This window comes from Rhodococcus triatomae, assembly GCF_014217785.1.
GTDB lineage: Bacteria > Actinomycetota > Actinomycetes > Mycobacteriales > Mycobacteriaceae > Rhodococcus_F > Rhodococcus_F triatomae.
Genome location: NZ_CP048814.1, coordinates 1,690,154 through 1,712,664, shown reverse-complemented (window position 1 = coordinate 1,712,664; position 22,511 = coordinate 1,690,154). Strand labels below are relative to the sequence as shown.

General features: G+C 70.1%; 22 protein-coding genes and 1 riboswitch. Of the genes, 14 read left to right on the top strand and 8 right to left on the bottom strand.

Annotated features, from left to right (window positions below):
- Positions 1 to 25 precede the first annotated feature (25 nt).
- Together G4H71_RS08005 and G4H71_RS08000 are read left to right on the top strand one after the other, a co-directional pair.
- On the top strand, positions 26 to 712 hold the full coding sequence (locus G4H71_RS08005) for a GntR family transcriptional regulator (RefSeq protein WP_072740388.1): 687 nt from the start codon (positions 26 to 28) through the stop codon (positions 710 to 712).
- Positions 713 to 786: 74 nt separating this feature from the next.
- A complete protein-coding gene (locus G4H71_RS08000; RefSeq protein ID WP_083343327.1) occupies positions 787 to 1,974 on the top strand; it encodes an MFS transporter in 1,188 nt (395 codons plus the stop codon).
- Between the two features lie 10 nt (positions 1,975 to 1,984).
- Here G4H71_RS08000 and G4H71_RS07995 read toward each other — a convergent pair whose 3' ends face one another.
- Together G4H71_RS07995 and G4H71_RS07990 are read right to left on the bottom strand one after the other, a co-directional pair.
- Positions 1,985 to 3,298, bottom strand: a complete 1,314-nt coding sequence (locus G4H71_RS07995) for a M1 family metallopeptidase (RefSeq protein ID WP_072740386.1) — start codon at positions 3,296 to 3,298, stop codon at positions 1,985 to 1,987.
- Positions 3,295 to 7,197: a Pls/PosA family non-ribosomal peptide synthetase gene (locus tag G4H71_RS07990; RefSeq protein WP_074700700.1), complete on the bottom strand. Its 3,903-nt coding sequence runs from the start codon at positions 7,195 to 7,197 to the stop codon at positions 3,295 to 3,297. The genes G4H71_RS07995 and G4H71_RS07990 overlap by 4 nt, the downstream gene beginning before the upstream one ends.
- 306 nt (positions 7,198 to 7,503) lie before the next feature.
- Here G4H71_RS07990 and G4H71_RS07985 point away from each other — a divergent pair, with 306 nt between their 5' ends.
- From G4H71_RS07985 to G4H71_RS07970, 5 genes are all read left to right on the top strand, one after another.
- A complete protein-coding gene (locus G4H71_RS07985; RefSeq protein WP_072740040.1) occupies positions 7,504 to 8,214 on the top strand; it encodes a YciI family protein in 711 nt (236 codons plus the stop codon).
- 4 nt (positions 8,215 to 8,218) lie between these two features.
- The gene (locus G4H71_RS07980) at positions 8,219 to 9,475 is read left to right on the top strand and encodes an RNA polymerase sigma factor (RefSeq protein WP_072740039.1); all 1,257 of its coding nucleotides are present in this window, start codon (positions 8,219 to 8,221) and stop codon (positions 9,473 to 9,475) included.
- 50 nt (positions 9,476 to 9,525) lie between these two features.
- A riboswitch (SAM riboswitch) is annotated at positions 9,526 to 9,639 on the top strand.
- A 73-nt stretch (positions 9,640 to 9,712) separates the two neighbouring features.
- Positions 9,713 to 10,999 (top strand): aminotransferase class V-fold PLP-dependent enzyme, encoded by a 1,287-nt coding sequence (locus tag G4H71_RS07975; protein ID WP_072740047.1) that lies wholly within the window; start codon positions 9,713 to 9,715, stop codon positions 10,997 to 10,999.
- Between the two features lies 1 nt (position 11,000).
- On the top strand, positions 11,001 to 11,102 hold the full coding sequence (locus tag G4H71_RS22875) for a putative leader peptide (RefSeq protein ID WP_367890094.1): 102 nt from the start codon (positions 11,001 to 11,003) through the stop codon (positions 11,100 to 11,102).
- 49 nt (positions 11,103 to 11,151) lie between these two features.
- Positions 11,152 to 11,793, top strand: a complete 642-nt coding sequence (locus tag G4H71_RS07970; protein WP_072740038.1) for an LLM class oxidoreductase — start codon at positions 11,152 to 11,154, stop codon at positions 11,791 to 11,793.
- 38 nt (positions 11,794 to 11,831) lie between these two features.
- Here the strand turns inward: G4H71_RS07970 and G4H71_RS07965 are convergent, their stop codons facing one another.
- From G4H71_RS07965 to G4H71_RS07955, 3 genes are read right to left on the bottom strand one after another with little or no spacing between them, the layout of a single operon-like run.
- Positions 11,832 to 12,332 (bottom strand): flavin reductase family protein, encoded by a 501-nt coding sequence (locus tag G4H71_RS07965; RefSeq protein ID WP_072740037.1) that lies wholly within the window; start codon positions 12,330 to 12,332, stop codon positions 11,832 to 11,834.
- 44 nt (positions 12,333 to 12,376) lie between these two features.
- Complete coding sequence (locus G4H71_RS07960; protein WP_072740036.1) at positions 12,377 to 12,850, bottom strand: YbaK/EbsC family protein; 474 nt, start codon at positions 12,848 to 12,850, stop codon at positions 12,377 to 12,379.
- 4 nt (positions 12,851 to 12,854) lie between these two features.
- Entirely contained in the window at positions 12,855 to 13,832 is a 978-nt protein-coding gene (locus G4H71_RS07955) for a hypothetical protein (protein ID WP_072740046.1), read from the bottom strand.
- Between the two features lie 187 nt (positions 13,833 to 14,019).
- On the opposite strand from G4H71_RS07955, the gene G4H71_RS07950 reads away from it, so the two are divergent.
- Positions 14,020 to 14,655, top strand: coding sequence for a TetR/AcrR family transcriptional regulator (locus G4H71_RS07950; RefSeq protein WP_072740035.1), 636 nt, complete (start codon positions 14,020 to 14,022; stop codon positions 14,653 to 14,655).
- Between the two features lie 69 nt (positions 14,656 to 14,724).
- Here the strand turns inward: G4H71_RS07950 and G4H71_RS07945 are convergent, their stop codons facing one another.
- Complete coding sequence (locus G4H71_RS07945; RefSeq protein ID WP_139183352.1) at positions 14,725 to 15,756, bottom strand: alpha/beta fold hydrolase; 1,032 nt, start codon at positions 15,754 to 15,756, stop codon at positions 14,725 to 14,727.
- Positions 15,757 to 15,912: 156 nt separating this feature from the next.
- Here G4H71_RS07945 and G4H71_RS07940 point away from each other — a divergent pair, with 156 nt between their 5' ends.
- On the top strand, positions 15,913 to 16,743 hold the full coding sequence (locus G4H71_RS07940) for a crotonase/enoyl-CoA hydratase family protein (RefSeq protein ID WP_072740033.1): 831 nt from the start codon (positions 15,913 to 15,915) through the stop codon (positions 16,741 to 16,743).
- 15 nt (positions 16,744 to 16,758) lie between these two features.
- Here the strand turns inward: G4H71_RS07940 and G4H71_RS07935 are convergent, their stop codons facing one another.
- Complete coding sequence (locus G4H71_RS07935; protein ID WP_072740045.1) at positions 16,759 to 17,004, bottom strand: LapA family protein; 246 nt, start codon at positions 17,002 to 17,004, stop codon at positions 16,759 to 16,761.
- Positions 17,005 to 17,298: 294 nt separating this feature from the next.
- Here G4H71_RS07935 and G4H71_RS07930 point away from each other — a divergent pair, with 294 nt between their 5' ends.
- Positions 17,299 to 17,679, top strand: coding sequence for an SHOCT domain-containing protein (locus G4H71_RS07930; RefSeq protein ID WP_072740032.1), 381 nt, complete (start codon positions 17,299 to 17,301; stop codon positions 17,677 to 17,679).
- An 88-nt stretch (positions 17,680 to 17,767) separates the two neighbouring features.
- On the opposite strand, the gene G4H71_RS07925 is transcribed toward G4H71_RS07930, so the two are convergent.
- Positions 17,768 to 18,259: an inorganic diphosphatase gene (locus G4H71_RS07925; protein ID WP_072740031.1), complete on the bottom strand. Its 492-nt coding sequence runs from the start codon at positions 18,257 to 18,259 to the stop codon at positions 17,768 to 17,770.
- Positions 18,260 to 18,468: 209 nt separating this feature from the next.
- Here G4H71_RS07925 and dacB point away from each other — a divergent pair, with 209 nt between their 5' ends.
- From dacB to hpt, 4 genes are read left to right on the top strand one after another with little or no spacing between them, the layout of a single operon-like run.
- On the top strand, positions 18,469 to 19,812 hold the full coding sequence (dacB, locus tag G4H71_RS07920) for a D-alanyl-D-alanine carboxypeptidase/D-alanyl-D-alanine endopeptidase (protein WP_072740044.1): 1,344 nt from the start codon (positions 18,469 to 18,471) through the stop codon (positions 19,810 to 19,812).
- 13 nt (positions 19,813 to 19,825) lie between these two features.
- Positions 19,826 to 20,890, top strand: coding sequence for an Rv3626c family coenzyme F420 biosynthesis-associated protein (locus tag G4H71_RS07915; protein WP_072740030.1), 1,065 nt, complete (start codon positions 19,826 to 19,828; stop codon positions 20,888 to 20,890).
- A gap of 2 nt (positions 20,891 to 20,892) precedes the next feature.
- Positions 20,893 to 21,876, top strand: a complete 984-nt coding sequence (gene tilS / locus G4H71_RS07910; protein WP_072740029.1) for a tRNA lysidine(34) synthetase TilS — start codon at positions 20,893 to 20,895, stop codon at positions 21,874 to 21,876.
- 4 nt (positions 21,877 to 21,880) lie between these two features.
- Complete coding sequence (gene hpt, locus G4H71_RS07905; RefSeq protein ID WP_072740028.1) at positions 21,881 to 22,435, top strand: hypoxanthine phosphoribosyltransferase; 555 nt, start codon at positions 21,881 to 21,883, stop codon at positions 22,433 to 22,435.
- Positions 22,436 to 22,511 lie beyond the last annotated feature (76 nt).

Below are 22,511 nucleotides of genomic sequence, written 5' to 3'. Positions count from 1 at the left end.
AGGCGTATAAATACGTCTTGTGTCTATGTTGCATTCGTCATCCGGATCGCCGGCGCCGTCGGCCGCCGAGCAGGTGTACCAGGATGTCAAGGAGCTGATCCTCTCCGGTGGCCTACCCGGTGGGGAACTCATCAGTGAGGGTGAGGTCGCGAACCGCACGGGATGCAGCCGGACACCGGTGCGCGAGGCGTTCCTGCGGCTCGAGGCCGAGGGGTGGATGCGGCTCTACCCCAAGCGGGGCGCACTGATCGTGCCGGTGGCCGACGGCGAGGCCGAGCACATCGTGGACGCCCGGCAACTGCTCGAGACACACAGCGTCCGCTACCTCGCCGAGCACGCCGCCGAGCGCGCCGCGGTGGTACACGCACTCGACGACAACCTCGACAGGCAACTCGGGATCGTCCGCGACGGGGACGTCGTGGCGTTCAGCGCGGCCGACGCCGACTTCCACCGGCTCATCGTGCGTGCGGGCGACAACCCGCTGCTCGACTCCTTCTACGGGGGACTGCGGGAGCGTCAGCGCCGGATGACGGCGCGCTCCCTCGCCCGCGACCCGGAACAACTCCCGGCGATCGTCGACGATCACGTCCGTCTGCGCGATCTCGTGGAGGCGGCCGACCCCGACGGGTACGACGCGGCGCTGCTCGAGCACATGCTCAGCGTGCACGCGCTCAATCCCCGTTCGGCGAACCGGAGAGGACCCCGCACGTGACCGCCACCGCCACCGACCACGCCGCGTCGGTCCGCACCTCCTCACGGCGACTCTGGTTCGCGGTGGGCGCGACCATGTTCGCCGTCGCGTGGGGCGGCAACGAGTTCACCCCCCTTCTGGTGATGTACCGCCTCTACCACGGGTTCTCGCCGGTCGAGGTCGATCTGTTCCTGTTCGCGTACGTGTTCGGCATCGTTCCCGGTCTGTTGCTCGGTGGCCCGCTCTCCGACCGCCTCGGCCGGCGGCCGGTGCTGTTGCCCGCACCGCTCCTCACGATCCTGGGGTCGCTGCTCCTCGCGCTCGGCGCCGATTCCGCGGCCCTGCTCGTCGCCGGGCGAGTTCTGTGCGGAGTGGCTCTCGGCCTGGGAATGGCCGTCGGTGGCAGCTGGGTGAAGGAGCTCTCCGGGCCGGACTGGGACCCGGCTGCAGGTCCGGGAGCCGGTGCCCGGCGCGCCGCCATGAGTCTGACCGCGGGCTTCGGGCTGGGTGCGGGCGCCGCAGGGCTGCTGGCCCAGTGGGCGCCGTGGCCGAGCGCCCTGTCCTACGGCGTGCACATCGCCGTCGCGGTGCTCGCGACGGCGGCGTTGCTGCGGGCACCGGAGACGCGCCCCGCGCAGCCCGCGCACGAGCGGGCCCCGCTCACCGAGGACCTGAAGATTCCCTCCGCCGGACACCGGCGCTTCCTGTTCGTCATCGCACCACTCGCACCCTGGGTGTTCGGGTCCGCCGCGGCGGCCTATGCGGTGCTGCCCGCGCTGATGTCCGACCGGACGGACGTGCCGCTCGCCTTCTCCGCCGTGATGTGCCTGGTGGGTCTGGGTGCGGGCTTCCTGATCCAGTCCCTGGGCCGGAGAATCGACGATCCGCGGAACTCGCGCGGAGTCGTCGTGGCGTTGAGCTTCGTGATCGCAGGGATGCTGATCGCGGTGGTGGCCTCGTTCGTGCTCACCGTCCCGATGGCACTGTTCGCCTCGGTCGTGCTCGGATGCGGTTACGGGATGGCGCTCGTGTCCGGACTCCAGGAGGTCCAGCGGATCGCCGGGCCCGACGACCTCGCCGGGCTGACCGCGGTGTTCTACTCGCTCACCTACCTGGGCTTCGCGACCCCGGCGATCATGGCGGCACTGTCCGAGACGTTCCCGGCGGTGACGTACCCCGTGATGTTCGGGTTCGGTGCCGTAGCGGCCACCGGCTGCCTGATCCTCGTCCTCGTCAAGTGGACGGCGCACCTGCCCCGCGAGGAGCTCGCCGACTCACAGTGAACTCGCCGGCTCACAGTGACGGCAGTTCCTTCTCGTACAACCAGTTCGACCACAGCTCCCGCAGCGGGCGATCCGTGAATCGGGCCGCCAGATCGGTGAACTGTTCCGTCGTCACCGTCGAGTAGCGATATCGATCCGTCCATGTGCGGATCAGCTCGAAGAAGGCGTCGTCGCCGAGACGGTGCCGGAGCGCATGTAGCGCCAGGGCCCCCCGCTTGTAGACGCGGTCGTCGAACATCAGTGTCGGGCCCGGGTCGCCGACCAGCAGGTCCTGCGGCTTGCGGGCCAGGCCCTGGTGGGCGCGCACCGCGTGTTCGTGCGCCGACTGGCCGCCGGAGTTCTCGGCCCACAGCCATTCGGCGTAACAGGCGAAGCCCTCGTGCAGCCAGATGTCGCGCCACTGCCCGAGCGTGAGGCTGTTGCCGAACCACTGGTGGGCCAGTTCGTGCGCGACGAGCCGCTCCGACCCGCGCCGACCGTCCAGATGGTTGGAACCGAAGATCGACAGCCCCTGGGCCTCGATGGGGATCTCGAGCGGATCGTCGGTGACCACCACCGTGTAGCCGGGAAACGGGTACGGCCCGAACAGTTCGGTGAAGACGTCCATGATCTGGCCCTGGCGGCCGAAGTCGTGGTCGAACGCCGTGTGCAGACGGGGCGGCAACACCGCATGGATGGGTACCGCACCGTCCGCGACGCGTCGGCGTTCGTAGTGTCCGATCTGGATGGTCGCGAGGTAGGTCGACATCGGCTCGGACTGCTCGAACACCCACGTCGTCTGACTCGCTCGCACCCGACGGTCGCGGAGCTTGCCGTTCGCGACGGCGTAGTAGGGCGAATCCGTGGTGATCGAGATCCGGTAGCTGGCCTTGGAACTGGGGTGATCGTCGCAGGGAAACCAGGACGCCGCCCCGTTGGGCTGGCTGGCCACCAGCGCTCCCTCGTCGAGTTCCTCCCAGCCGACCTCACCCCACACCGACCGGATCGGCGCGGGCGCGCCCTGGTACTGGATCGCCACGACGAGTGCCGCGCCCGCCGGCAGCTTCTCGCGGGGCGTGATCACGAGCTTGCCCGCCCGGTGCGAATATTTCGCCCCGCGCGAACCGTTCACCACCACCTTCGTGACGTCGAGGTTCGGCGCCAGATCGAGCCCGATCCGGCTGCGTGCCTCGGTCGTGACGGCGGTGATCGTGGCCTTGCCTGCGAGCCGGTTGCTGGCGACCTTGTACTCGAGGTCGAGCTCGTAGCGGGACACGCGGTATCCGCGATTGCCGTTCTGGGGCAGGTACGGGTCGATCGGGGTGTCGGTCTTTCCGTTCTTCATCGGTCACCCCACGGCGCGATCGGGTTGCCCTGCCAGCGGGTGGAGGCGGGCACGGTGTCGCCGCGCATCACCAGCGACGCCGGCCCCACGGTGGCGCCGTCACCGATGTGCGAGGCGGGCAGCGCCACGCAGTGCGGCCCGAGGGTGGCGCCCGATCCCAGAGTGACGGTGTCCATGGACATGATCCGATCATGAAACAGATGTGTCTGCACGACACATCCGCGTTCGACCGTCGCGCCGTCACCGAGAGTCACCAGGTCTGCCTCGGGAAGCCAGTAGCTCTCGCACCACACGCCTCTGCCGATGGTGGCGCCGAGTCCGCGCAGCCACACGTTGAGCACTGCCGTCCCGGTCGCGATCCGCGCGAACCACGGTGCCGCAACAGTTTCCACGAACGCGTCGGCCACCTCGTTGCGCCACACGAACGAGCTCCACAGAGGATGCTCGACCTTGTCGATGCGCCCGACGATCGCCCACTTCGCGGCCACGGTGACCAGCGCGGCCACCGCGCCCGCCCCGAGCAGCACCACGCCGGACGCCACCGCGGCGAGCCAGAACCCGACACCGGCGAGGGCGTCGAGCGTCAGCAGCACCCCGACGCCGATTCCCACACTGACCATCACCGGAATCAGCCGGCACGTCTCCACCGCGCCACGCGCGATCTTGAGCCGCGTCGGCGGCTCGAACGTGCGGGACATGTCGGTCTCGCCCGGGGACCGACGCAGTCGCACCGGCGGGCTGCCCAGCCAGGAGGACCCGGACTTCGCCTTCGACGGAGCGGCGGAGAGTACGGCGACGAGACCGTACTTGGGGACCCGCCGACCGGGCGCCGTCATGCCCGAGTTGCCGAGGAACGCGCGTTTGCCGACCTTCGCCGACTCGATGTGCATCCAGCCGCCACCGAGCTCGTAGCTGGCGACCATCGTGTCGTCGGCGAGGAACGCGCCGTCCGCGACGGTGGTGAACTTGGGGAGCAGCAGCACGGTCGACGCCTCGACGTTCTTGCCGACCTTCGCGCCCAGCAGGCGCAGCCACGCCGGCGTGAGCAGCCCGGCGTAGAGCGGGAACAGGAAGGTGCGGGCGGCGTCCATGATGCGTTCGGTGGCCCAGACCTGCCAGCCGATGCGGCTGCGCACCGGGTGATATCCCTCGTGCAGCCCGATCGCGAGCGTCCGTACCGCGGCCACCGTGAGCACCGCGTACGCGGCGAGAGCGAGCAACGTCGCGAAGGGCACCGCCGCCAGCGCGGGCAACACCGCCGCCGAGACCGTCGGCGCATCGTGGACGGCCCAGCCGACCAGGACCAGCCCGACCGCGAGGCCGACGAGCGGCATCCCGGCGAGAACCACGGAACTGATGCCGTAGACCGGTACCCACCAGCGGGCACGTGGGGGCGCCTCGTCCGGCCACGGCGTCTTCGCCTTGCCGACCTTCACCGCGCGAGACCCCGCCCAGTACTGGTCCGCCTTCACTCGGCCCGACACCGCGGAGCCCGCGGCGACGTGGGCGTTCTTCCCGATCCGCGTGCCCGGGAACAACGTCGACCGGGCGCCCACCGACGCGCCGGCGCCGATCCTGATCTCGCCGATGTGGACGACGTCGCCGTCGATCCAGTGTCCGGACAGGTCCACCTCCGGCTCGACCGAGCAGCCGTCCCCGAGATCGAGCATGCCGGTGACCGGGGGGAGGGTGTGCAGGTCCACACCGGCACCGATCCTCGCTCCCAGTGCCCGCGCGTAGTAGGTCATCCAGGGTGCACCGGACAGGTTGGCCGCGCCGCTCGCCTCGGTGAGCCGCTGGGCAGTCCACAGCCGGAGGTGGACGCTGCCACCGCGCGGGTACGTTCCGGGCTCGACGCGCCGGAGCAGGAGCCTGGCCCCCGCCACCGAGATCGCCATCCGGCCGAGTGGTGTGAGGAAGGCGACGAATGCCACCAGCACGATCCACCACGACAGTGTCGGCGCCCACGGGACGGGCGCGAACCACGCGAGAATGTTGTTGGCGATCGCCAGCCATGTCACCCATTGCAGGCCGGTGAGCGTCACCAGCGGCACGGTCGCCGCGAGTTGCGCCCACTGACCGGCCCGCGGTGTGGGGACGACCGTGCGCGGTTCGACGGCCGCGGTCGGTGCGAGTTCGTCCAGGTAGTCGGCGAGCGCACCCAGTCGGGGCCGGTCGTACAACTCGGCGACGGTGACCTCCGGGAACCGTTCGCGCAGCGCGGTGACGAGCTGGGCCGCCGCCAGCGAACCCCCGCCGAGTTCGAAGAAGTCGTTCTTCGGTCCGCTGATCCGGGCACCGAGGATGTCCGCCCACAGGCCCGCGACCCACGTCGCGGTCTCGCCGAGTCCGAGCGCGTCCATCGAGTCGTCGTCCGCACCGGGAAGCGGCCACGGCAGCGCGTCGCGGTCCACCTTCCCGGACGTCCGGGTCGGTAGCTCGTCGACGAGCGCCAGCCGGGGAACCAGCGCGGCGGGCAGGTGCTCGCCGAGCGCGGCGTGCGCGGCGACGAGGTCGAAATCGGGGTCGGTGCCGGCCAGGTAGCCGATGAGCACCTGGTGGCCGGCGCCGGTCCGGCGGACCGCGGCCGCGGCGCCCGCGACGCCGGGAAGATTCTGCAGGGCATTGTCGACCTCGCCCAGCTCGATGCGACGTCCGCCGAGCTTGACCTGGTCGTCGGCGCGGCCCTGGAACCGCAGGCCGGATCGTTCGAGCCGGACCAGGTCGCCGCTGCGGTACGCGCGGTCCCAGCCCAGCGACGGCATCGGCGCGTACTTCTCGGCGTCCTTGGCCGGATCGAGGTAGCGAGCGAGACCGACGCCACCGATCACCAGCTCGCCGACCTCGCCCTCGGACACCGGCGCACCGTCGGCATCGACGACGGCCAGGTCCCAGCCGTCGAGGGGGAGGCCGATGGTGACCGGCCCGGTGCCGTCCAGCAGCGCACCACACGCGACGACCGTCGCCTCCGTCGGTCCGTACGTGTTCCACACCTCGCGGCCCGGCGTGGCGAGGCGCTCGACCAGTTCCGGCGGGCACGCCTCGCCACCGAAGATGAGCAGCCGCACAGCCTCGAGCGCCTCGGCCGGCCACAGCGCCGCCAGGGTCGGCACCGTCGACACGATGTTGACGTCCCGGGTGACGAGCCACGGGCCCAGGTCCATCCCGCTGCGCACGAGCGAGCGCGGCGCCGGAACCAGGCAGGCGCCGTGGCGCCAGGCCAGCCACATCTCCTCGCACGAGGCGTCGAAGGCGACCGACAGCCCGGCCAGGACGCGATCCCCGGGGCCGATCGGGTTCTCGCGCAGGAACAGTCGAGCCTCGGCATCGACGAAAGCTGCGGCATTGCGGTGGGTGACCGCGACGCCCTTCGGGGTTCCCGTCGACCCCGAGGTGAAGATGATCCACGCGTCGTCGTCGAGGGAGGGCGGGCGCACGTCCGGGGCAGTGTCACCGTCGGCCGTGTGATTGCCTCCGGTTCCGGTCTCGATCCCGCTCCCGGTGATGATCGCGGCGACACCTGCCTCACCGAACACCAGTTCGGCGCGCTCGTCGGGATCGTCGGCATCGACGGGGACGTACGCGGCGCCCGCCGAGAGCACCGACAGGATCGACACGTACAGCCGGTGTGAGCCGGACGGCATGCGGATCCCCACCCGGTCCCCGGCGCCGACCCCGGCCTCGGTCAGCGCCTGGACCCCGAGATCGATCTCGTCGAGCACCTCCCGATAGGTCAGCTCGAGCGTGCCGTCGTCGATCGCGACCGCGTCCGGATCCGCCTCCGCGCTCGCTCGGAAGATGTCGACGAGCGTGCGTGCGGGAGGTGCGAAGGAGCCCCGCAGCAACTCCTGCGGGACCTGCTGCGACGGGACCTGGTCCGTCGGCGACTGAAGAGACAATCGACTTCCTTCACTGGAGACGCACTGGGCGTTCACGGCAGACACTGGGCGACAGGGTTGTCGCCTGCGACCGGCAGCCGCGTTCCGTGGTTATCTCACGGTTCGGTAACCGGACGGTGAACGAGCCCGAGAACTCGTCCTCCTGGTTCATTCTTCACCCGTCACCTGTCCCGTGCCCGCTGTGTGTCGATGTGCAGGGTGTGTCGAAGTGAGTGTGCCCACTTCGTCGTCTGGGTAGAGGGCGCTGCGCCCTCCGGTCGGGACGGGGATTCTCGACACGACGAGGCGAAAGCGGAGGAGGAAGCCGTGAACTATCTGGCATTGCTGATGGGTGAGGAAGAGGGTCCGGAGTGGGTACCGGGGACCCCCGAGTTCGAGGCCTCGGTGGCCCGGCACGAGGCGTTCTGGGAGCAGTCGCAGTCCGCGATCGTCGGCGGTGGCGCCCTGCACCCGACGTCCGAGGCGGTGACGATCCGGAACGACGGGCACGGGCGACTGGTGACGGACGGCCCGTTCGCCGAACTGGCCGAGGTGATCGGTGGCTTCTACGTCCTCGAGGCCGACGACCTCGATTCGGTGCTGGAGCTGGTCCGGGCCATCCCGGACACGGCCTCGGGGCACACCGAGGTGTGGCCGTTGGCGGAGTGGTCGCCGGCCTCGGACACGTCGGGGCTGTGGCTGGCGCTGATCCGGGAACCGGCGGCCGACGCCACCCCGCCGGGCACCGCCGAGTGGGAGCGCGGGGCAGCCGAACACCGCGAGTTCGGGGAGTGGGCCGGCGACGCGATCCGAGGCGGCGGCGCGGTGTACCCACCACGCGCGGCAACCACGGCGAGCGTGCGGGACGGGGAACTGCTGCTCAGCGACGGCCCCTACACCGAATCGGTCGAGGTGGCCAACGGCCTGTACGTGCTCCGGGCGCCGGACCGCGACACGGCGGTGTCCCTCGCCTCTCGGATCCCGCTGGGCGAACGGGGCTGTGTGGAACTGCGCCGAATCGTCGACGAGACCGGGTGAGGCGATGGGCACGGGCGGGAGTCGTCTGCCTTCCGGCGACCCGGATCCGGCTCGGATCTTCCGGCAGGAGTTCGGGCGGTCGGTGGGTGCGGTCACCCGGATGTGCGGCGATCTGTCCCTGGCGGAGGACGCCGTGCAGGAGGCGTTCGCCGAGGCGGTCCGCCGGTGGCCGGAGACAGGTGTGCCGGAGCGGCCCGGTGCGTGGATCACGACAGTGGCACGCAACCGCGCTCTCGACCGCCTCCGCCGGGAATCGGGGAGGGCGGGCCGGGAGAGGGAAGCGATGACGATGTGGCCCGCCCCCGACCCCGAACCGGAGCCGGGATGGACCGTCCGCGACGACCAGTTGCGCCTGCTGTTCACCTGCGCGCATCCTGCGCTGTCCCCGGCCTCACAGGTGGCGCTGACACTGCGACTGGTGTGCGGGTTGGGGACGGGGGAGATCGGCCGGCTCCTGCTGTCCGCGGAAAGTTCGGTGGCGCAGCGGATCAGCCGTGCCAAGGCCAAGATTCGCGAGGCGTCGATACCGTTCCGGGTGCCGCCCGATCACCAGCTGCCGGAACGGACGGAGCAGGTTCTGGCGTGTATCCACCTCGTGTTCACCGAGGGATACGCCGCCACCGCCGGAACGGTCCTCGTGCGCGACGAGCTGTGTGACGAGGCGATCCGGCTCGGAAAACTGTTGTGCGAGTTGATGCCGGACGAATCCGAGGCGTGGGCGCTCCTCGCGCTCATACAGTTCCAGGACAGTCGTCGCGGTCAGCGGGTGGACGTCCGCGGTGACGTCGTCCCGTTGGAAGAGCAGGACCGCAGCCGGTGGGACCGGGCCGAGATCGGTGCCGCGATCGCCTGTCTGCGAGCGGCGTCGCGCCGTGGTGCCGGGCGCTACGGTGCGCAGGCCCGGATCGCCGCGGTGCACGCCCTCGCGCCGTCGTGGGAATCGACCGACTGGGCGGCGCTGGTCGACGCGTACGACGCACTCCTCGGCTACGGCGACTCGGCGGTGGTTCGACTGAACAGGGCTGTGGCACTGGGGTTTCGGGACGGGTTTGAGGCGGGAGTCGCGGAGGTGGACCGGTTGGAGTCGGCGCGTTCACCGCTACCCGCGCACGCGATGTCCGCCGTCCGTGCGGACCTGTTGCGCCGCGCCGGACGGCTCGAGGAGTCGCGAGTGCACTACCGGAACGCGATCGCCGGAACGGTGAACGAGAATCGGCGGCGATTCCTGGAACGCCGCCTGGCCGAGGTGAGCCGCGAGTGAGCGGACGGGGGGTTTGACAGCGCGCCGGACTTCTGCCAACCTCTCTCACAGGTCATGAGTACCAGCATCAAGCCCCGGCTCGCTGGTCGGCAACCCTCCTCCGCGGTGGGGTGCTCCGGGTGACGACCTGGCTGCGGCTCAGCAGAGCCCGGCAAGCGCGGACTCCGAGGTGATCCACGTCCCATTTCCGTGGGCGCTGCCGTTCCCGACGAGTCCCTGACCACGAGGGATTTCGACATGACTGCTGTACTGGATCGCTGCACCACCGACATCGCCCCGCTCGCCGAGGTCTCGGGCACCTGTGTGCCGCTCCCGAGTGGCGCACAGTGCCGCTACGCGAACTTCGACTACGCGGCCAGTGCCCCGGTGTTGGCGCAGGTCGGCGCCCGGATCGGGGAACTGGTCCCCACCTACGCCAGCGTGCACCGCGGCGCCGGATACGCGTCGCAGGTGTCGACCGACGCCTACGAGCAGGCCCGCGTCGCGGTCGCGGAGTTCGTCGGTGCCCGCACCGGGGGAGGCCCCGGCGACGACGTCGTCGTCTTCACCCGCAACACCACCGACTCGCTCAACCTGCTGGCGGCGTGCGTGCCCGGTGACGTCGTCGTCCTGGACGTCGAACACCACGCGAACCTGCTGCCGTGGAAGAACTCCCGGGTGGTGGTCGCCTCCGACACGATCGAGGAGACGATCCGCTCCCTGGTCGGCGAACTCTGCTCCCGCCCGGCCGCTCTGCTCGCGGTGACCGGCGCCTCCAACGTCACCGGCGAGATCCTCCCGGTGGCACGGCTGGCCGAGATCGCCCACGCCTGCGGTGCCCGCATCCTGGTGGACGCTGCCCAACTCGCTCCGCATCGTCGGATCGACCTGGCGGCGAGCGGGATCGACTACCTCGCCTTCTCCGGACACAAGCTCTACGCACCGTTCGGTGCCGGCGTGCTGGTGGGTCGGCGTGACTGGCTCGATGCCGCGGCGCCGTATCTCGCCGGCGGGGGTGCCGTCCGCGACGTGACCCTGGACCACACCGAGTGGGCGGCGTCGCCGGCCCGGCACGAGGCGGGCACGCCCAACCTGTTCGGTGCGGCCGGACTCGCGGCGGCCTGCGAGGCCCTCACGGATATCGGGTTCGACGAGATCACCCGGCACGAGGCGGCACTCACCGCGCAGCTCACCGAGGGATTGCGCTGCATCGACGGTGTGCGTCTGCTCCGGCTGTGGAGTGATGCCGAGGACTCTGTCGGGATCGTCACCTTCACCGTCGACGGCGTCGCGCCGCGCGAGGTGGCCGCCTACCTGGCCGACCACGGGATCGGAGTCCGCGACGGCAGGTTCTGCGCGCACCCCGTCCTGAATCGGCTCGGCCTGCCGGGCGGCGCGGTGCGTGCCAGCCTGGGGCTGGGCACCGGGTCGGAGGACGTGCGGCGGCTGGTCGACGCCCTCGCCGAACTGGCGACCCGCGGCGGCGCGCACGACGGTGCCGAGCGGGTGACCGGCGGCACTCCCACCGGCGGCGAAACGCGCTAGCATGGGCCGCATGACATCACGGACCGAGAGCGCGGAGCGCGCTCTGTGGTGCCGTCGGCACGTGGATCTGTGCCGTACCTCGTCGGGTATGTGTCCGAACTGACCGATTTTCCGTCAGCGTCGTTCACCTACACATTCCTCGAGGAATCCCCATGTCGCACACCTCTCTCCGTACCCGTACCTCGCTCCGCCAGTTGCACGTCGCAGTGGAGCTGGCGGGCTCCGGTCACCATCCCGCCTCGGCATCGGCCGTCGGCACCCGTCCGGTGATCGGCCCGGACTACTGGCTCGACCTCACTGTTCCCGTCGCCGAGAGCGAACGTCTCGACCTGTCCGCCTACCCGCGCCACGTCGTGCGGATCCGGGCAGCCGACCTGCGTGAGGCTCAGATCGAACGAGCCCGCATCCGCACCGAACTCGCCGACGACGGGCGGGACCCCGACGACGTCACCGTCCTCGTCGATCTCGAGGTCCTCATCGCGGCGGACGCGCGCAGCGCCCGCAGGGAACTGGCCCGGTTGGACTCCGAATGGGGCGCACCGCGCACCCCCGTCTCGCTGCAGTACGTCGGCACTCCGCTCGGTCTCGCCGGGCTGATCGCCGACATCACCGCAGCCGGTGTCGCGGACGGCGTCACCCTGCTTCCGCTCACCCTTCCCGGGGTGCTCGAGCAGGTCGTCGACACCACCTTGCCGTGGCTGGAGAGCCGCGGCCTGACCACGACATCGGAGGCCGTCGATCAGGCGTTGCGTAGCTTCGGGCTGGCGCCGCGCGAACGCGAACTGGCGTCCTGAGCCGGAGCGTTCCGGTCCGCCCGGCCGGATCTGTTCGGTCAGAGCTCCGTCGGTTTGTGATAGCGACCCCGGTGATAGAGCAGCGGGGCAGACGCGGTCTCGTCCTCGTCGTCGGAGTGGACGCGGGTGACCAGCCCGACGACGAGGGTGTGATCGCCCACGGGGATCAGCTGGTCCACCTCCGCTCGCAGCCAGCTCGGGGTGCCGTGCAGCACGGGCTCGCCGGTGTCCAGCCGCCCCCACAGTGATTCGTCCGCGAATCGCTCGGCCGCGCTGCGGGAGAATCGCTGGGCGAGATGTTGCTGGTGTTCACCGAGAAGGTGGACGACCAGTGAGCGCGCCCCGCGCAGCGCCCCGATACTCGACGACGTCTCGGCGATGTTGAACGTGACCAATGGAGGGTCCAGCGACACCGAGGCGAACGACGTCGCGGTGAATCCGACCGGCCCTGCGCCGGCGTCGAGGGTCACGATCGTGACTCCTGCCGGATGGCGTCCGAGTGCTGCCCGGTAGTCCTCGGCGCTGATCCCGTTGGTCATGATTCCCCACTATAGAGGCGGGGAGTTGCCGGGACCGGTGTGCGTCAGTCGACGTCGATCGCGAGCCCGGCGGTGATCCGCAACAGTTCGGGGAAACTGGTGCGGAAGACGGTCTGCGGGTGACCGGCCGCCGCCCAGAGTTCCGGGTACCCGGCGAGGGCATTGTCGAGATACGTCGGCAGATTGGTGGGGTGGCCCACCGGGGCGACCCCACCGATCGGCTGGCCCGTCACTGCGCGCACCACGTCTGCGGGTGCCCGCGTCAGTGTGCCCTCGAGACGCTTTCCGGTGCGTTCGAGATCGACCTGGTGTCCACCCGAGACGAGGAGTAGGACCGGGTCGTCGTCGAGGAGGAACACCAGCGACTTCGTGATGGCACCCACTGGTACGCCGAGTGAGCTCGCCGCCTCGTCCGCGGTGTGAGTGGACTCGGACCGGGTGACGATCACGCCGTGGTGTCCACGGGCGATCAACGTGGCTGCGACGTGAGCCGCGTTGCGGTGCAGTGGCGTCGGCATGTACTCAGCGTAGAAGCTGCCGCCGCCGTCGCGCTCGCCGAGCCGTGAATCCGAACAGCAGCGACAGTCCTACTGCCGAGTAGATCGCCAGTGCGAGAGCGGGTTGCCCGAGCCCGGTGCCGCCGAAGTACACGACCGAACGCACCCCCTCCGTTCCGGCGCCGGGCGTGATCCACCGGCCGATGGTGGCGTAGAAGGCGGGGATCACGTTGGCGCCGAACGCCCCTCCCGCGCTGGGATTCCCCAGGATCACGAACACGGCGATGGCCAACGGGACCGCGGCGATGCCGAGTGACGCCCGAAGTCCGAGAGTGAAGACGGAGGTCGCGAACACGACCCCGGACCCGAGGACCCACAGCGGAAACCAGTGTCCGGCGAAGGTACCGAGCAGATGCGTGGTGATGAGTGCTCCCAGCGCACCGGAGACCAGCGAGTAGACCAGGAGTGCCGCGGTGTGCGCCGCCGCCTGTGCCAGCGACGTCGGCGCCCCGATGAACAGGCCGATCGCCGCGGCGAGGAGGTATCCGCCGACCACCCACCCGATCGCCAGGTAGAAGCCGGACAGCCCACGATTGTCGTGGACGCCGACCGGGATCTCGTCGCGCACGTCGAACTGACGCCCCTGGCTCGCCTCCACCTGTGCGATCACGGATTCGAGGGCCCCGGCGATGGAACTGCCACCCGCACTCGCGACCACGAGGGTGTCGCGCCCGTCCGCTCCGACGACGAATGCGCCCTGGATCTCGCGGGCGTGCATCTGTGCGCGGGCCGAGGCGGTGCTCGGTAGTACCCGGGTGTCGAGGGGGTTCCCGTCCAACTCGTCGAGTTGCCCGGCGACCTCGGCGACCACGTCGTCGGGCACGCCCTCCCCGGCGACGACAGCGATGGCGATGTCGCGGGGGACCGGCTGGTGGAACGCGGCGACGTAGCTGAGGATGAATCCGAGTTGCAGTGCCAGCACGCCGATCAGCAGGGCCGCCATGACCTTGGGGACCCCGTATCTGGCCACCGGGTCGTGCCGCTCGTGCGGGTGTGCCTCCTGCTCGTTCGCCGTCTCCTGCTCGCCCGCTGCTGTCACCGCACCGTCCTTCCGCGTGAGAATCGTCTGTTCCGGAATCTCGGGAGGCAAGGCATTGCCGATACCCGAGGTATTGAATACCGTAGGTATCGTGACTCGGGATGGTCAAGAACAGTGGGCGACGTCACCGCGGCCGGGTCGCGGCGTGGTACGAGCGCGTCTACTCGACGCGGCCGCCGACGAGTTCGCCGAGCGCGGATTCAGCGCGGCCCGGCTCTCCGAGGTCGCCCGCCGCGCCGGCTTCACCAAGGGCGCGGTCTACTCGAACTTCGCGTCCAAACAGGATCTGTTCGCGGAGTTGTTCGCCCAGCGATCCCTGGAACTGGCCGGCCGTGTACTCGCCGAGATCGGTGGAATGGACCCGGCCGACGCCGTGGGGCACAGCGGGCAGCAGATCGCGTCGTCACTGGTGCAGGATCCCGGGTGGTCACTGCTCGTGCTCGAGTTCGGGCTGCTCGCCGCGCGGGAACCGCAGATCGCGCAGGCCTATCTGCGCGAGCGCCGGCACCTGCGGACACGCCTGATCGAGTTGATCGGCGAGCGCGCGCGCGAATGGGGTGTGGAGAACGCCCTCGACGTCCGCACCACGGCGATCTCCCTGATGGCGTTGATCTCCGGGCTGGTCCTCGAACACTCGGTGGACCCGGAGGAAGTGGATCGGAACGCCATGGGGGCCGCCGTCACCGCGCTGTTCGCCGGCGCCGTGGCGCGCGCCGGCCTCGCCTGACCGCCGTTCGGGCCGGGTCTCGTTCACGCCGGGACGGCGGTGTGACCTTCGCCGGGACGGCGGTGTGACTCAGGCCGGGACTGCGGAAACCTCCGCGAGGAAGCCGTCGATCTGTGCCCACGTGGTCTCCCGGGAGCGGACGCCGGCGACGATACCCAGGTGGCTCCCCGGCACCGTGTCGTAGCGGAGTTCCTTCGCACCGGTGAGTGCCGTCTGCCCGGCCTCGACCGATGCGGTCGGGGCGATGACGTCCTCGGTGCCGGCGATCAGCAGCACCCGGTTCCTGATGTCGGCCAGTTCGACGATCCGGCCGTCCAGGTCGAAATAGCCGTCGGCCAGAGAATTTCCGAGGATCAGCTGCGCGCACATCTGCTGGAAGAACTTGGCGGGGTATCCCGGCATCGACCCCATGAACCGGTCGATCGACTCCATGTGCGCCAGCGACTCGGTGTCGTGCAGATTGCGAGCGATGAACATCGGCCGCATCAGTTCCCGCGGCAGTGCCGTGAACCGGTAACTGGCCTGGACGATCGGTGAGGGGAGCCCGCCCAGGAGCCCGGTCGTCGAGGTGAGCGGGCGGTCTCCGGTGAACCGGCCGATGATGCGCAGCGGCGCGATCGTCGGGATACGGGTGTAGTCGATGGGCGTGCCCAGCGCGACGATCGATCCGATCGGCAGGTCGGGCCGCGCCGCAGCGGACAACAGCGAGAGAGTGCCGCCGAGGCTCCAGCCGACGACGTCCACCGGGCTGCCGGAATGGTGTGCCGACACCGTCTCGATCGTCCGCGGCAGGATGTCGTCCGTCCATGCCTCGAATCCCATTCCGCGGTCGGCGTACCGCATCTCGCCGTAGTCCACGAGATAGACGGGGCGGCCGCCCGCGGCGAGGTGTGCCGCCAGGGACTGGCCGGGCCGCAGATCGAAGCATGTTGCCGGAGCGGCGAGTGGCGGGACGAGGAGGATCGGAGTGCCGCCGTCCTCGGCGGGTCCGGTGAACCGGTAGAGGTCGCTGTGGTGCCCCTCGGCGATCCGCGTCGACGGGGTGGGTTCCGTCGGCCGGATCCCGCTCCCGAACGACAGGCCCCAGGCGTTGCGGGTCATGGTTTCCAAGGTCGGTCGCAGGCCGAAGTCGAGCACGCTTCCCCCGTTTCGAGTCGAACACAGATTGGTGTGACGGAAATATACAGATACACCCCTCGAATCTGCAGATCGGGCACTTCCGGGTGGTCCTCGCCCGGCAGTTGTTACCCTTCGGTAATGACCGATGAGAAGTCGTGGACTGCATTCACCGTCGAGCGTGAGGGCGCGGTCGCGCAGGTGACGCTCACCGGGCCCGGCAAGGGCAACGCGATGGGCCCGGACTTCTGGTCCGAGCTGCCGCAGATCTTCGCCGAGCTCGACGCCGACCCCGAGGTGCGCGCCGTGGTGCTCGCAGGCTCGGGAAAGAACTTCTCCTACGGGCTCGACCTGCCCGCCATGAGCGGCGATTTCGGTGCGGTACTCGCGGACAAGGCGCAGGCCGGCCCGCGCACCGAGTTCCACGACCTGATCAAGCGCATGCAGTCCGGCGTCAACGCGGTCGCCGATTGCCGCAAGCCGGTCGTCGCTGCCATCCAGGGCTGGTGCATCGGCGGGGGAGTGGACCTCGTCAGCGCCGCCGACATCCGGTACGCGAGTGCCGACGCCAAGTTCAGCATCCGCGAGGTCAAGGTCGCGATCGTCGCCGACATGGGCAGCCTCGCACGGCTGCCCGCGATCATCGGCGACGGGCATCTACGGGAGCTCGCGCTCACCGGCAAGGACATCGACGCGGCGCGCGCGGAGAAGATCGGCCTGGTCAACGACGTGTTCGCCGATGCGGACGCGGCGCTCGCCGCGGCACGTGAGACGGCACGGGAGATCGCTGCGAACCCGCCGCTCGTCGTGCAGGGCGTCAAGAACGTCCTCGACCATTCGCGGTCCGCGAAGGTCGACGACAGCCTGCGCTACGTCGCCGCCTGGAACGCCGCGTTCCTGCCGTCCGAGGACCTCACCGAGGCCATCACGGCCGTCTTCCAGAAGCGTCCGCCGGAGTTCAAGGGCTCCTGAGCTTCCACCCCGTCGTCAGGAGGCGGAACGCTTGGCCCGGCGTGAGGTGGTGAGCACGCCGGTCACCAGGCCGACCACGAACACCGCGAGCAGGGTGAACCACATCGGCGACTGCACGGTGATCCAGAACAGGTTGATGGACGTCGAGTCCCGGTTCTGCAGAACGAAGATCACGGCGAGGGCCGTCAGTGCCAGCGCGACGATGCGCGCGGGGGTGAACACGGCGGCCAGCGTGTTCGACTGTCGATTCGATTCGGTCACGGCGTACTCCCTCGTGCGAGCCCGGATGGTGCGATACGCCGAATCCTTGCGCACGACGGGAGTTCCCGCGCCGTTTCCGGCCGTTCGCCCCGGCGGGACACGGGCGAGGAGCGGGCCGCGCCCACCGCTCGTCCGGGCCCTTGTCCGGCTACCATCACTCCTGCGCTGCGGAAACGAGGCTGGGGCCGAACGTGCGATCGTTCGCCGCGGTCGGGCCCCGACCCGGACGTCCGAGCGGCAACCGATACGTGCTGCTCCGACGGGGAGCCGGCCGCGACCGAAGGAGCCCCACCCATGCTCGACTCGATCTGGGATCTGTTGTGGTACACGATCGTGGTGTTCGCGTTCGTCGCCTACCTGCTGATCCTCTTCCAGATCCTCGGTGACCTGTTCCGCGACAAGGAGATCTCCGCCGTCGCACGGATCATCTGGATCGTCTTCCTGGTGCTGATCCCGTACCTCACCGCGTTCGTCTACCTGGTCGTGCGTGGCCGCGGTATGACCGAACGGCACATCGAGGCCGATCGGAGTGCGAAGGATGCGGCGGACAGCTACATCCGGGACGTGGCAGGAAAGACCCCCGCCGACGAGATCGCCACGGCAAAAGCTCTTCTGGACGCCGGGACGATCACCCAGGCCGAGTTCGACCAGCTCAAGGCGAAAGCACTCTCCTGAGGGTGCCGACACGACGAAGCGCCGCCGACGGAAGCCGTCGGCGGCGCTTCGTTCCTCTTGCGGTCCTCGCGCGGGCAGCGCGAGTGGATCAGTGCCCGCCCTGTGCCTTCAGCCGGTCGAACGCCTCGGTGATGACCTTCTCGGCCTCGGCCTTGCCGACCCAGTCGGCGCCGGAGACGTGCTTGTTCGGCTCGAGGTCCTTGTAGTGCACGAAGAAGTGCTTGATCGCGTCCAGCTCGAACTGGGACACGTCGCCGATGTCCTGGACGTGGTCCCAGCGGGGATCTCCGGCCGGCACGCACAGCACCTTGTCGTCGCCACCGGCCTCGTCGACCATCTTGAACATGCCGATCGGGCGGGCCTCGACGATGACGCCGGGGAACACCGACTCCGGCAGCAGCACCATCGCGTCCAGCGGGTCGCCGTCCTCGCCGAGGGTGTTCTCGATGTACCCGTAGTCCGCGGGGTAGCCGAAGGACGTGTACAGGTACCGGTCCAGCTTCACCCGACCCGTTTCGTGGTCGACCTCGTACTTGTTGCGCTGACCCTTGGGGATCTCGATCGTGACGTCGAACTCCACGCCGCTTCCTCGCTGTCGTATCGGTGATGATTCGTCGGGAAGGATACCGCCCGGCGATAGGGTGTGAGGTCGCACAGTGGAACGTCGCACGGTGGGGAACTCGGTGCCACCGGGTGCCGCACCGGGTGGTGCCGGGACGAGAGGGAGGCGCGTTGGCTGGCCAGGACAGCAAGAAGGTCGGCAGGTTGGAGGAGCGGCACCGCCGCAACATGCGGATCCTCCTCGCGACGATCGCGGTGGTTGCCGTCGCGATCGCGGCAGTCGTCATCGCCGTCGACCGGACGCGCGGTACCGGGGACGCGGTCTCGGCACTGCCCACCCCGCCGCTCGTCACCGCGGCGCCGCAGGTCGTCCCCCTGCCGGGTGGCGCCCCCGCGCCGACTCCCGCCGGGCTCGCGGCCGCGTTGGGTCCGGCAGCGGCCAACCCCGACCTCGGGTCGTTCAGCGGCACCGTGAGCGATGCCGAGACCGGGCAGGAGCTGTGGAGCGTCGGCCCCGAGTCCCCGAAACTCCCGGCGTCGACCACGAAGGTGCTCACCGCCGCCGCGGCCCTGCTCACTCTCCCCGGCGACCAGCGGGTGCCGACCACACTCGTCGAGGGGGACGAACCGGGGCGGATCGTGCTCGTCGCCGGCGGCGACCCCACCCTGACCGCGATGCCGCCGGGCACCTCCGGCTACTACCCGGGTGCCGCGCGAGTCTCCGATCTGGTGGAGCAGATCCGGTCCCAGGGGGTGCAACCCACCTCGCTCGTCGTCGACACCGGGATCTACAGCGGACCCGCGATGGCGTCCGGCTGGTTCCCCGAGGACGTCGGAGCGGGCTTCATCACCCCCACCGAGCCGGTGATGATCGACGGTGGCCGGTTGGACCCGCTCCGCGACGAGTCGCCGCGCAGTCCGTCACCGGCACTCGACGCCGGCCGCACGATCGCGTCGGCGCTGGGCATCGACCCCGCGACGGTCGTCGCCGGTTCCGCAGCGGAGGGCGCGAACGTCCTCGCCGAGGTGCGATCGGCCCCACTGCGTGACCGACTGCAGCAAATGATGGAACACTCGGACAATGTGCTCGCCGAGGCCATCGGTCGCGAGATCGCGATCCACGCCGGCGCGGCCGGGTCGTTCGACGGCGCCGCCGCGGCGATCGGCCAGGCCCTCTACACGGCGGGTTTCGACATGACCGGCCTCGTCATGCACGACGCCAGCGGTCTGTCGGTGGACGACCGGGTCACACCGCGGTTGCTCGACCAGATCCTCACCGCCGCCGCCGCGGGTGAACACACCGAACTGCGCCCCATGCTCGACTACCTGCCCGTCGCCGGTTCCACCGGCAGCCTCTCCGACCGGTATGCCTCCGGGAACCGGGACGGTGCCGGCTGGGTGCGGGCCAAGACCGGCACCCTCTCCGAGGCCAGCGGACTGGCGGGCTACGTCGTCGACCAGAGTGGTCGGGTCCTGACCTTCGCGCTGCTCTCCAACGGACGGCCACCACACGAGAGCAGGCCCGCGCTCGACGCGCTCGCCGCGACGCTGCGCAACTGCGGGTGCACATGAACGGGGTGGGGCGATGACCGAGATCGAGAGGCAGACAGACGACGGGGACACCGGGGACAACATGTTCCACGGCGCGGTGGACTGGGGCCTGGCCGCGAAGGCCGGTGTGCGCCTGGCCCGCAAGGGGCCGGCGATGACCCGGTACACCGCCGACGCCGCGGATGCGGAACTCGCCGACGCGTCGAGGCGCGCCGAGGGTCCCGTCCGCGACGTCACCGGCCTCGCGGACGGACTGCCCGTCCCCGACGCGCTGGTGCTCGACCGCGCCGGCTGGATCGAGGCGGCCGCGAACTCGATGGCCCAGCTGACCGGTGGGGAGGGCAGCAGCGGACTGATCGTCGGAAAGCCCGCCGGGTTGCAGGCCGGTGCCATGCTCGCCTACCTCTCGTCGGCCGTGCTCGGGCAGTACGACCCGTTCACGGACGACGGCACCCTGCTGTTGATCACCCCCAACGTCGTGGCGGTCGAACGGGCACTGAAGGTGCCGCCCAGCGACTTCCGGCTCTGGGTGTGTCTGCACGAGGTCACCCACCGGGTGCAGTTCTCGTCCTCACCGTGGCTCGCGGACTACATGCAGCAGACGGTGGAGACCCTCGGCTCCGGTGCCGACGAGTCCGTCACCGACATCGCCGGGCGTCTCGCCGACGCGGTCCGCGGCAGAGGCGAGGGCGCGGACGGGTCGGTCGGCGGCATCGTCGGACTCCTCCGGGCCACCCAGGCGCCTCCGCAGCGTGAGGCGCTCGACCGGCTCCTCGTGCTCGGCACGCTTCTCGAGGGTCACGCCGACCACGTCATGGACGCCGTCGGGCCCGCGGTGGTGCCGTCGGTGGCTCGCATCCGCTCGGCCTTCGACGCGCGTCGCCACCGCAAGAGCAACCCGGTACAGCGGCTGGTGCGCGCTCTGCTGGGAATGGACGCGAAGATCGCCCAGTACGTCCGTGGCAAGTCGTTCGTCGACGCCGTCGTGAACCGGGTGGGAATGCAGCAGTTCAACGCCGTGTGGGCCGGGCCCGACACGCTGCCGCTGCTCACCGAGATCGAACAGCCCGACGCCTGGGTGCGGCGGGTGCTGGGCTGACCGTGCGACTCCCGGAGGAGCCCGCGATCCTGGAGGTCCGCCACGCCGTACGGGCCTGGCTGGCCGCACACGCACCGACCGGCCCCGTGACGGTGGCGCTGTCCGGTGGAGCGGACTCGCTCGCGCTCACCGCGGCCGCCGTCGCGGAGGCGGACGTCGTCCACGCCGTGGTGGTCGATCACCGGCTGCAATCGGGTTCCGCCGAGGTCGCGGATCGGGCACGGCAGCGGGCGCTGACGCTCGGATGCCTGTCCGCGGAGGTCGTCTCCGTCGAGGTGCAGGGGCCCGGCGGGGTCGAGGCGGCGGCCCGGCGTGCCAGATATGCAGCGCTCGGCGCGGCCGCACACGGCCGGCCGGTCCTGCTCGGGCACACCCTCGACGACCAGGCCGAGACGGTGTTGCTCGGCCTCGCCCGCGGCTCCGGCGGGCGATCGATCTGGGGCATGAGTCCGTTCGACGAGCCGTGGGGACGCCCCCTGCTCGGTGTCCGGCGCGCCGTCACCCGGACCGCGTGCCGGGAGCTGGGCCTGGACCCGTACGAGGATCCGCACAACTCGTCCCCCGACTTCGTGCGGGTGCGGCTGCGCGCCGAGGTACTGCCCCTGCTCGAGGACGTCCTCGGTGGGGGTGTGTCGGCGGCACTGGCCCGGACGGCCGATCAGCTCCGTGAGGACGGCGCTGTCCTGGACGTGCTCGCCGCGGATGTGGGTGGGGACGCGCGTGGGAGCGGTGACGAAGGCGTCGACGTCGCGGCCCTCGAGCCGGCCGCGCCGCCCGTCCGCAGGAGAGTCCTGCGGTCCTGGCTCCTCGACGCGGGTGCAACGTCCTTGACGGACAAGCAGTTACGGGCGGTCGACGATCTGGTCGGCCGTTGGCGCGGTCAGGGCGGGGTGGCGGTCGGTGGGGGTTCGCCCGAGGCGAGGTTGGTGGTCACCCGGCGGCATGGCAGGCTGAGCGTCGGACTGGACGACCGAGGAAGGGTATGACGGCGTGTACGAGGGCGACATCGCATCGGTGCTGATTTCCGAGGAGGAGATCCAGCAGCGCACCGCCGAACTGGCCGCGGAGGTCGCCGGGCGCTACCCGGACGGCGGACCCGACGGCGACCTGCTCCTCGTCGGCGTGCTCAAGGGCGCCATCTTCTTCATGACCGACTTCGCGCGGGCCCTGACGATCCCTTCGCAACTCGAGTTCATGGCCGTCAGTTCCTACGGCTCGTCCACCTCGTCCTCCGGTGTGGTGCGGATCCTCAAGGATCTCGACAAGGACATCGCCGGACGGCACGTGCTGATCGTCGAGGACATCATCGACTCCGGGCTGACCCTGTCCTGGCTGATGCGCAACCTCTCCACCCGCAACCCGGCTTCCCTCGAGGTCGTCACGCTGCTGCGCAAGCCGGAGGCCGTCAAGGTGGACATCGAGGTGGCCCACGTGGGCTTCGACATCCCCAACGAGTTCGTCGTCGGATATGGGCTCGACTACGCGGAGCGGTACCGCGACCTGCCGTACATCGGCACCCTCGACCCGAAGGTCTACGGCGGCTGACAGGCCACGGCAGTCGAACCTGCCGGAAGTGCCGGGGCGAATCTGCCGGAAGAACCGGGCGGGCACCCGGCGGGCA

Bases quoted from the DNA above. Each gene is read 5' to 3' on its own strand.
- G4H71_RS08005 (WP_072740388.1), top strand. From the start codon at position 26: ATGTTGCATTCGTCATCCGGATCGCCGGCGCCGTCGGCCGCCGAGCAG.
- G4H71_RS08000 (WP_083343327.1), top strand. From the start codon at position 787: ATGTTCGCCGTCGCGTGGGGCGGCAACGAGTTCACCCCCCTTCTGGTG.
- G4H71_RS07995 (WP_072740386.1), bottom strand. From the start codon at position 3,298: ATGAAGAACGGAAAGACCGACACCCCGATCGACCCGTACCTGCCCCAG.
- G4H71_RS07980 (WP_072740039.1), top strand. From the start codon at position 8,219: ATGGGCACGGGCGGGAGTCGTCTGCCTTCCGGCGACCCGGATCCGGCT.
- G4H71_RS07975 (WP_072740047.1), top strand. From the start codon at position 9,713: ATGACTGCTGTACTGGATCGCTGCACCACCGACATCGCCCCGCTCGCC.
- G4H71_RS22875 (WP_367890094.1), top strand. From the start codon at position 11,001: ATGGGCCGCATGACATCACGGACCGAGAGCGCGGAGCGCGCTCTGTGG.
- G4H71_RS07970 (WP_072740038.1), top strand. From the start codon at position 11,152: ATGTCGCACACCTCTCTCCGTACCCGTACCTCGCTCCGCCAGTTGCAC.
- G4H71_RS07965 (WP_072740037.1), bottom strand. From the start codon at position 12,332: ATGACCAACGGGATCAGCGCCGAGGACTACCGGGCAGCACTCGGACGC.
- G4H71_RS07960 (WP_072740036.1), bottom strand. From the start codon at position 12,850: ATGCCGACGCCACTGCACCGCAACGCGGCTCACGTCGCAGCCACGTTG.
- G4H71_RS07955 (WP_072740046.1), bottom strand. From the start codon at position 13,832: ATGGCGGCCCTGCTGATCGGCGTGCTGGCACTGCAACTCGGATTCATC.
- G4H71_RS07945 (WP_139183352.1), bottom strand. From the start codon at position 15,756: ATGACCCGCAACGCCTGGGGCCTGTCGTTCGGGAGCGGGATCCGGCCG.
- G4H71_RS07940 (WP_072740033.1), top strand. From the start codon at position 15,913: ATGACCGATGAGAAGTCGTGGACTGCATTCACCGTCGAGCGTGAGGGC.
- G4H71_RS07930 (WP_072740032.1), top strand. From the start codon at position 17,299: ATGCTCGACTCGATCTGGGATCTGTTGTGGTACACGATCGTGGTGTTC.
- dacB (WP_072740044.1), top strand. From the start codon at position 18,469: ATGCGGATCCTCCTCGCGACGATCGCGGTGGTTGCCGTCGCGATCGCG.
- G4H71_RS07915 (WP_072740030.1), top strand. From the start codon at position 19,826: ATGACCGAGATCGAGAGGCAGACAGACGACGGGGACACCGGGGACAAC.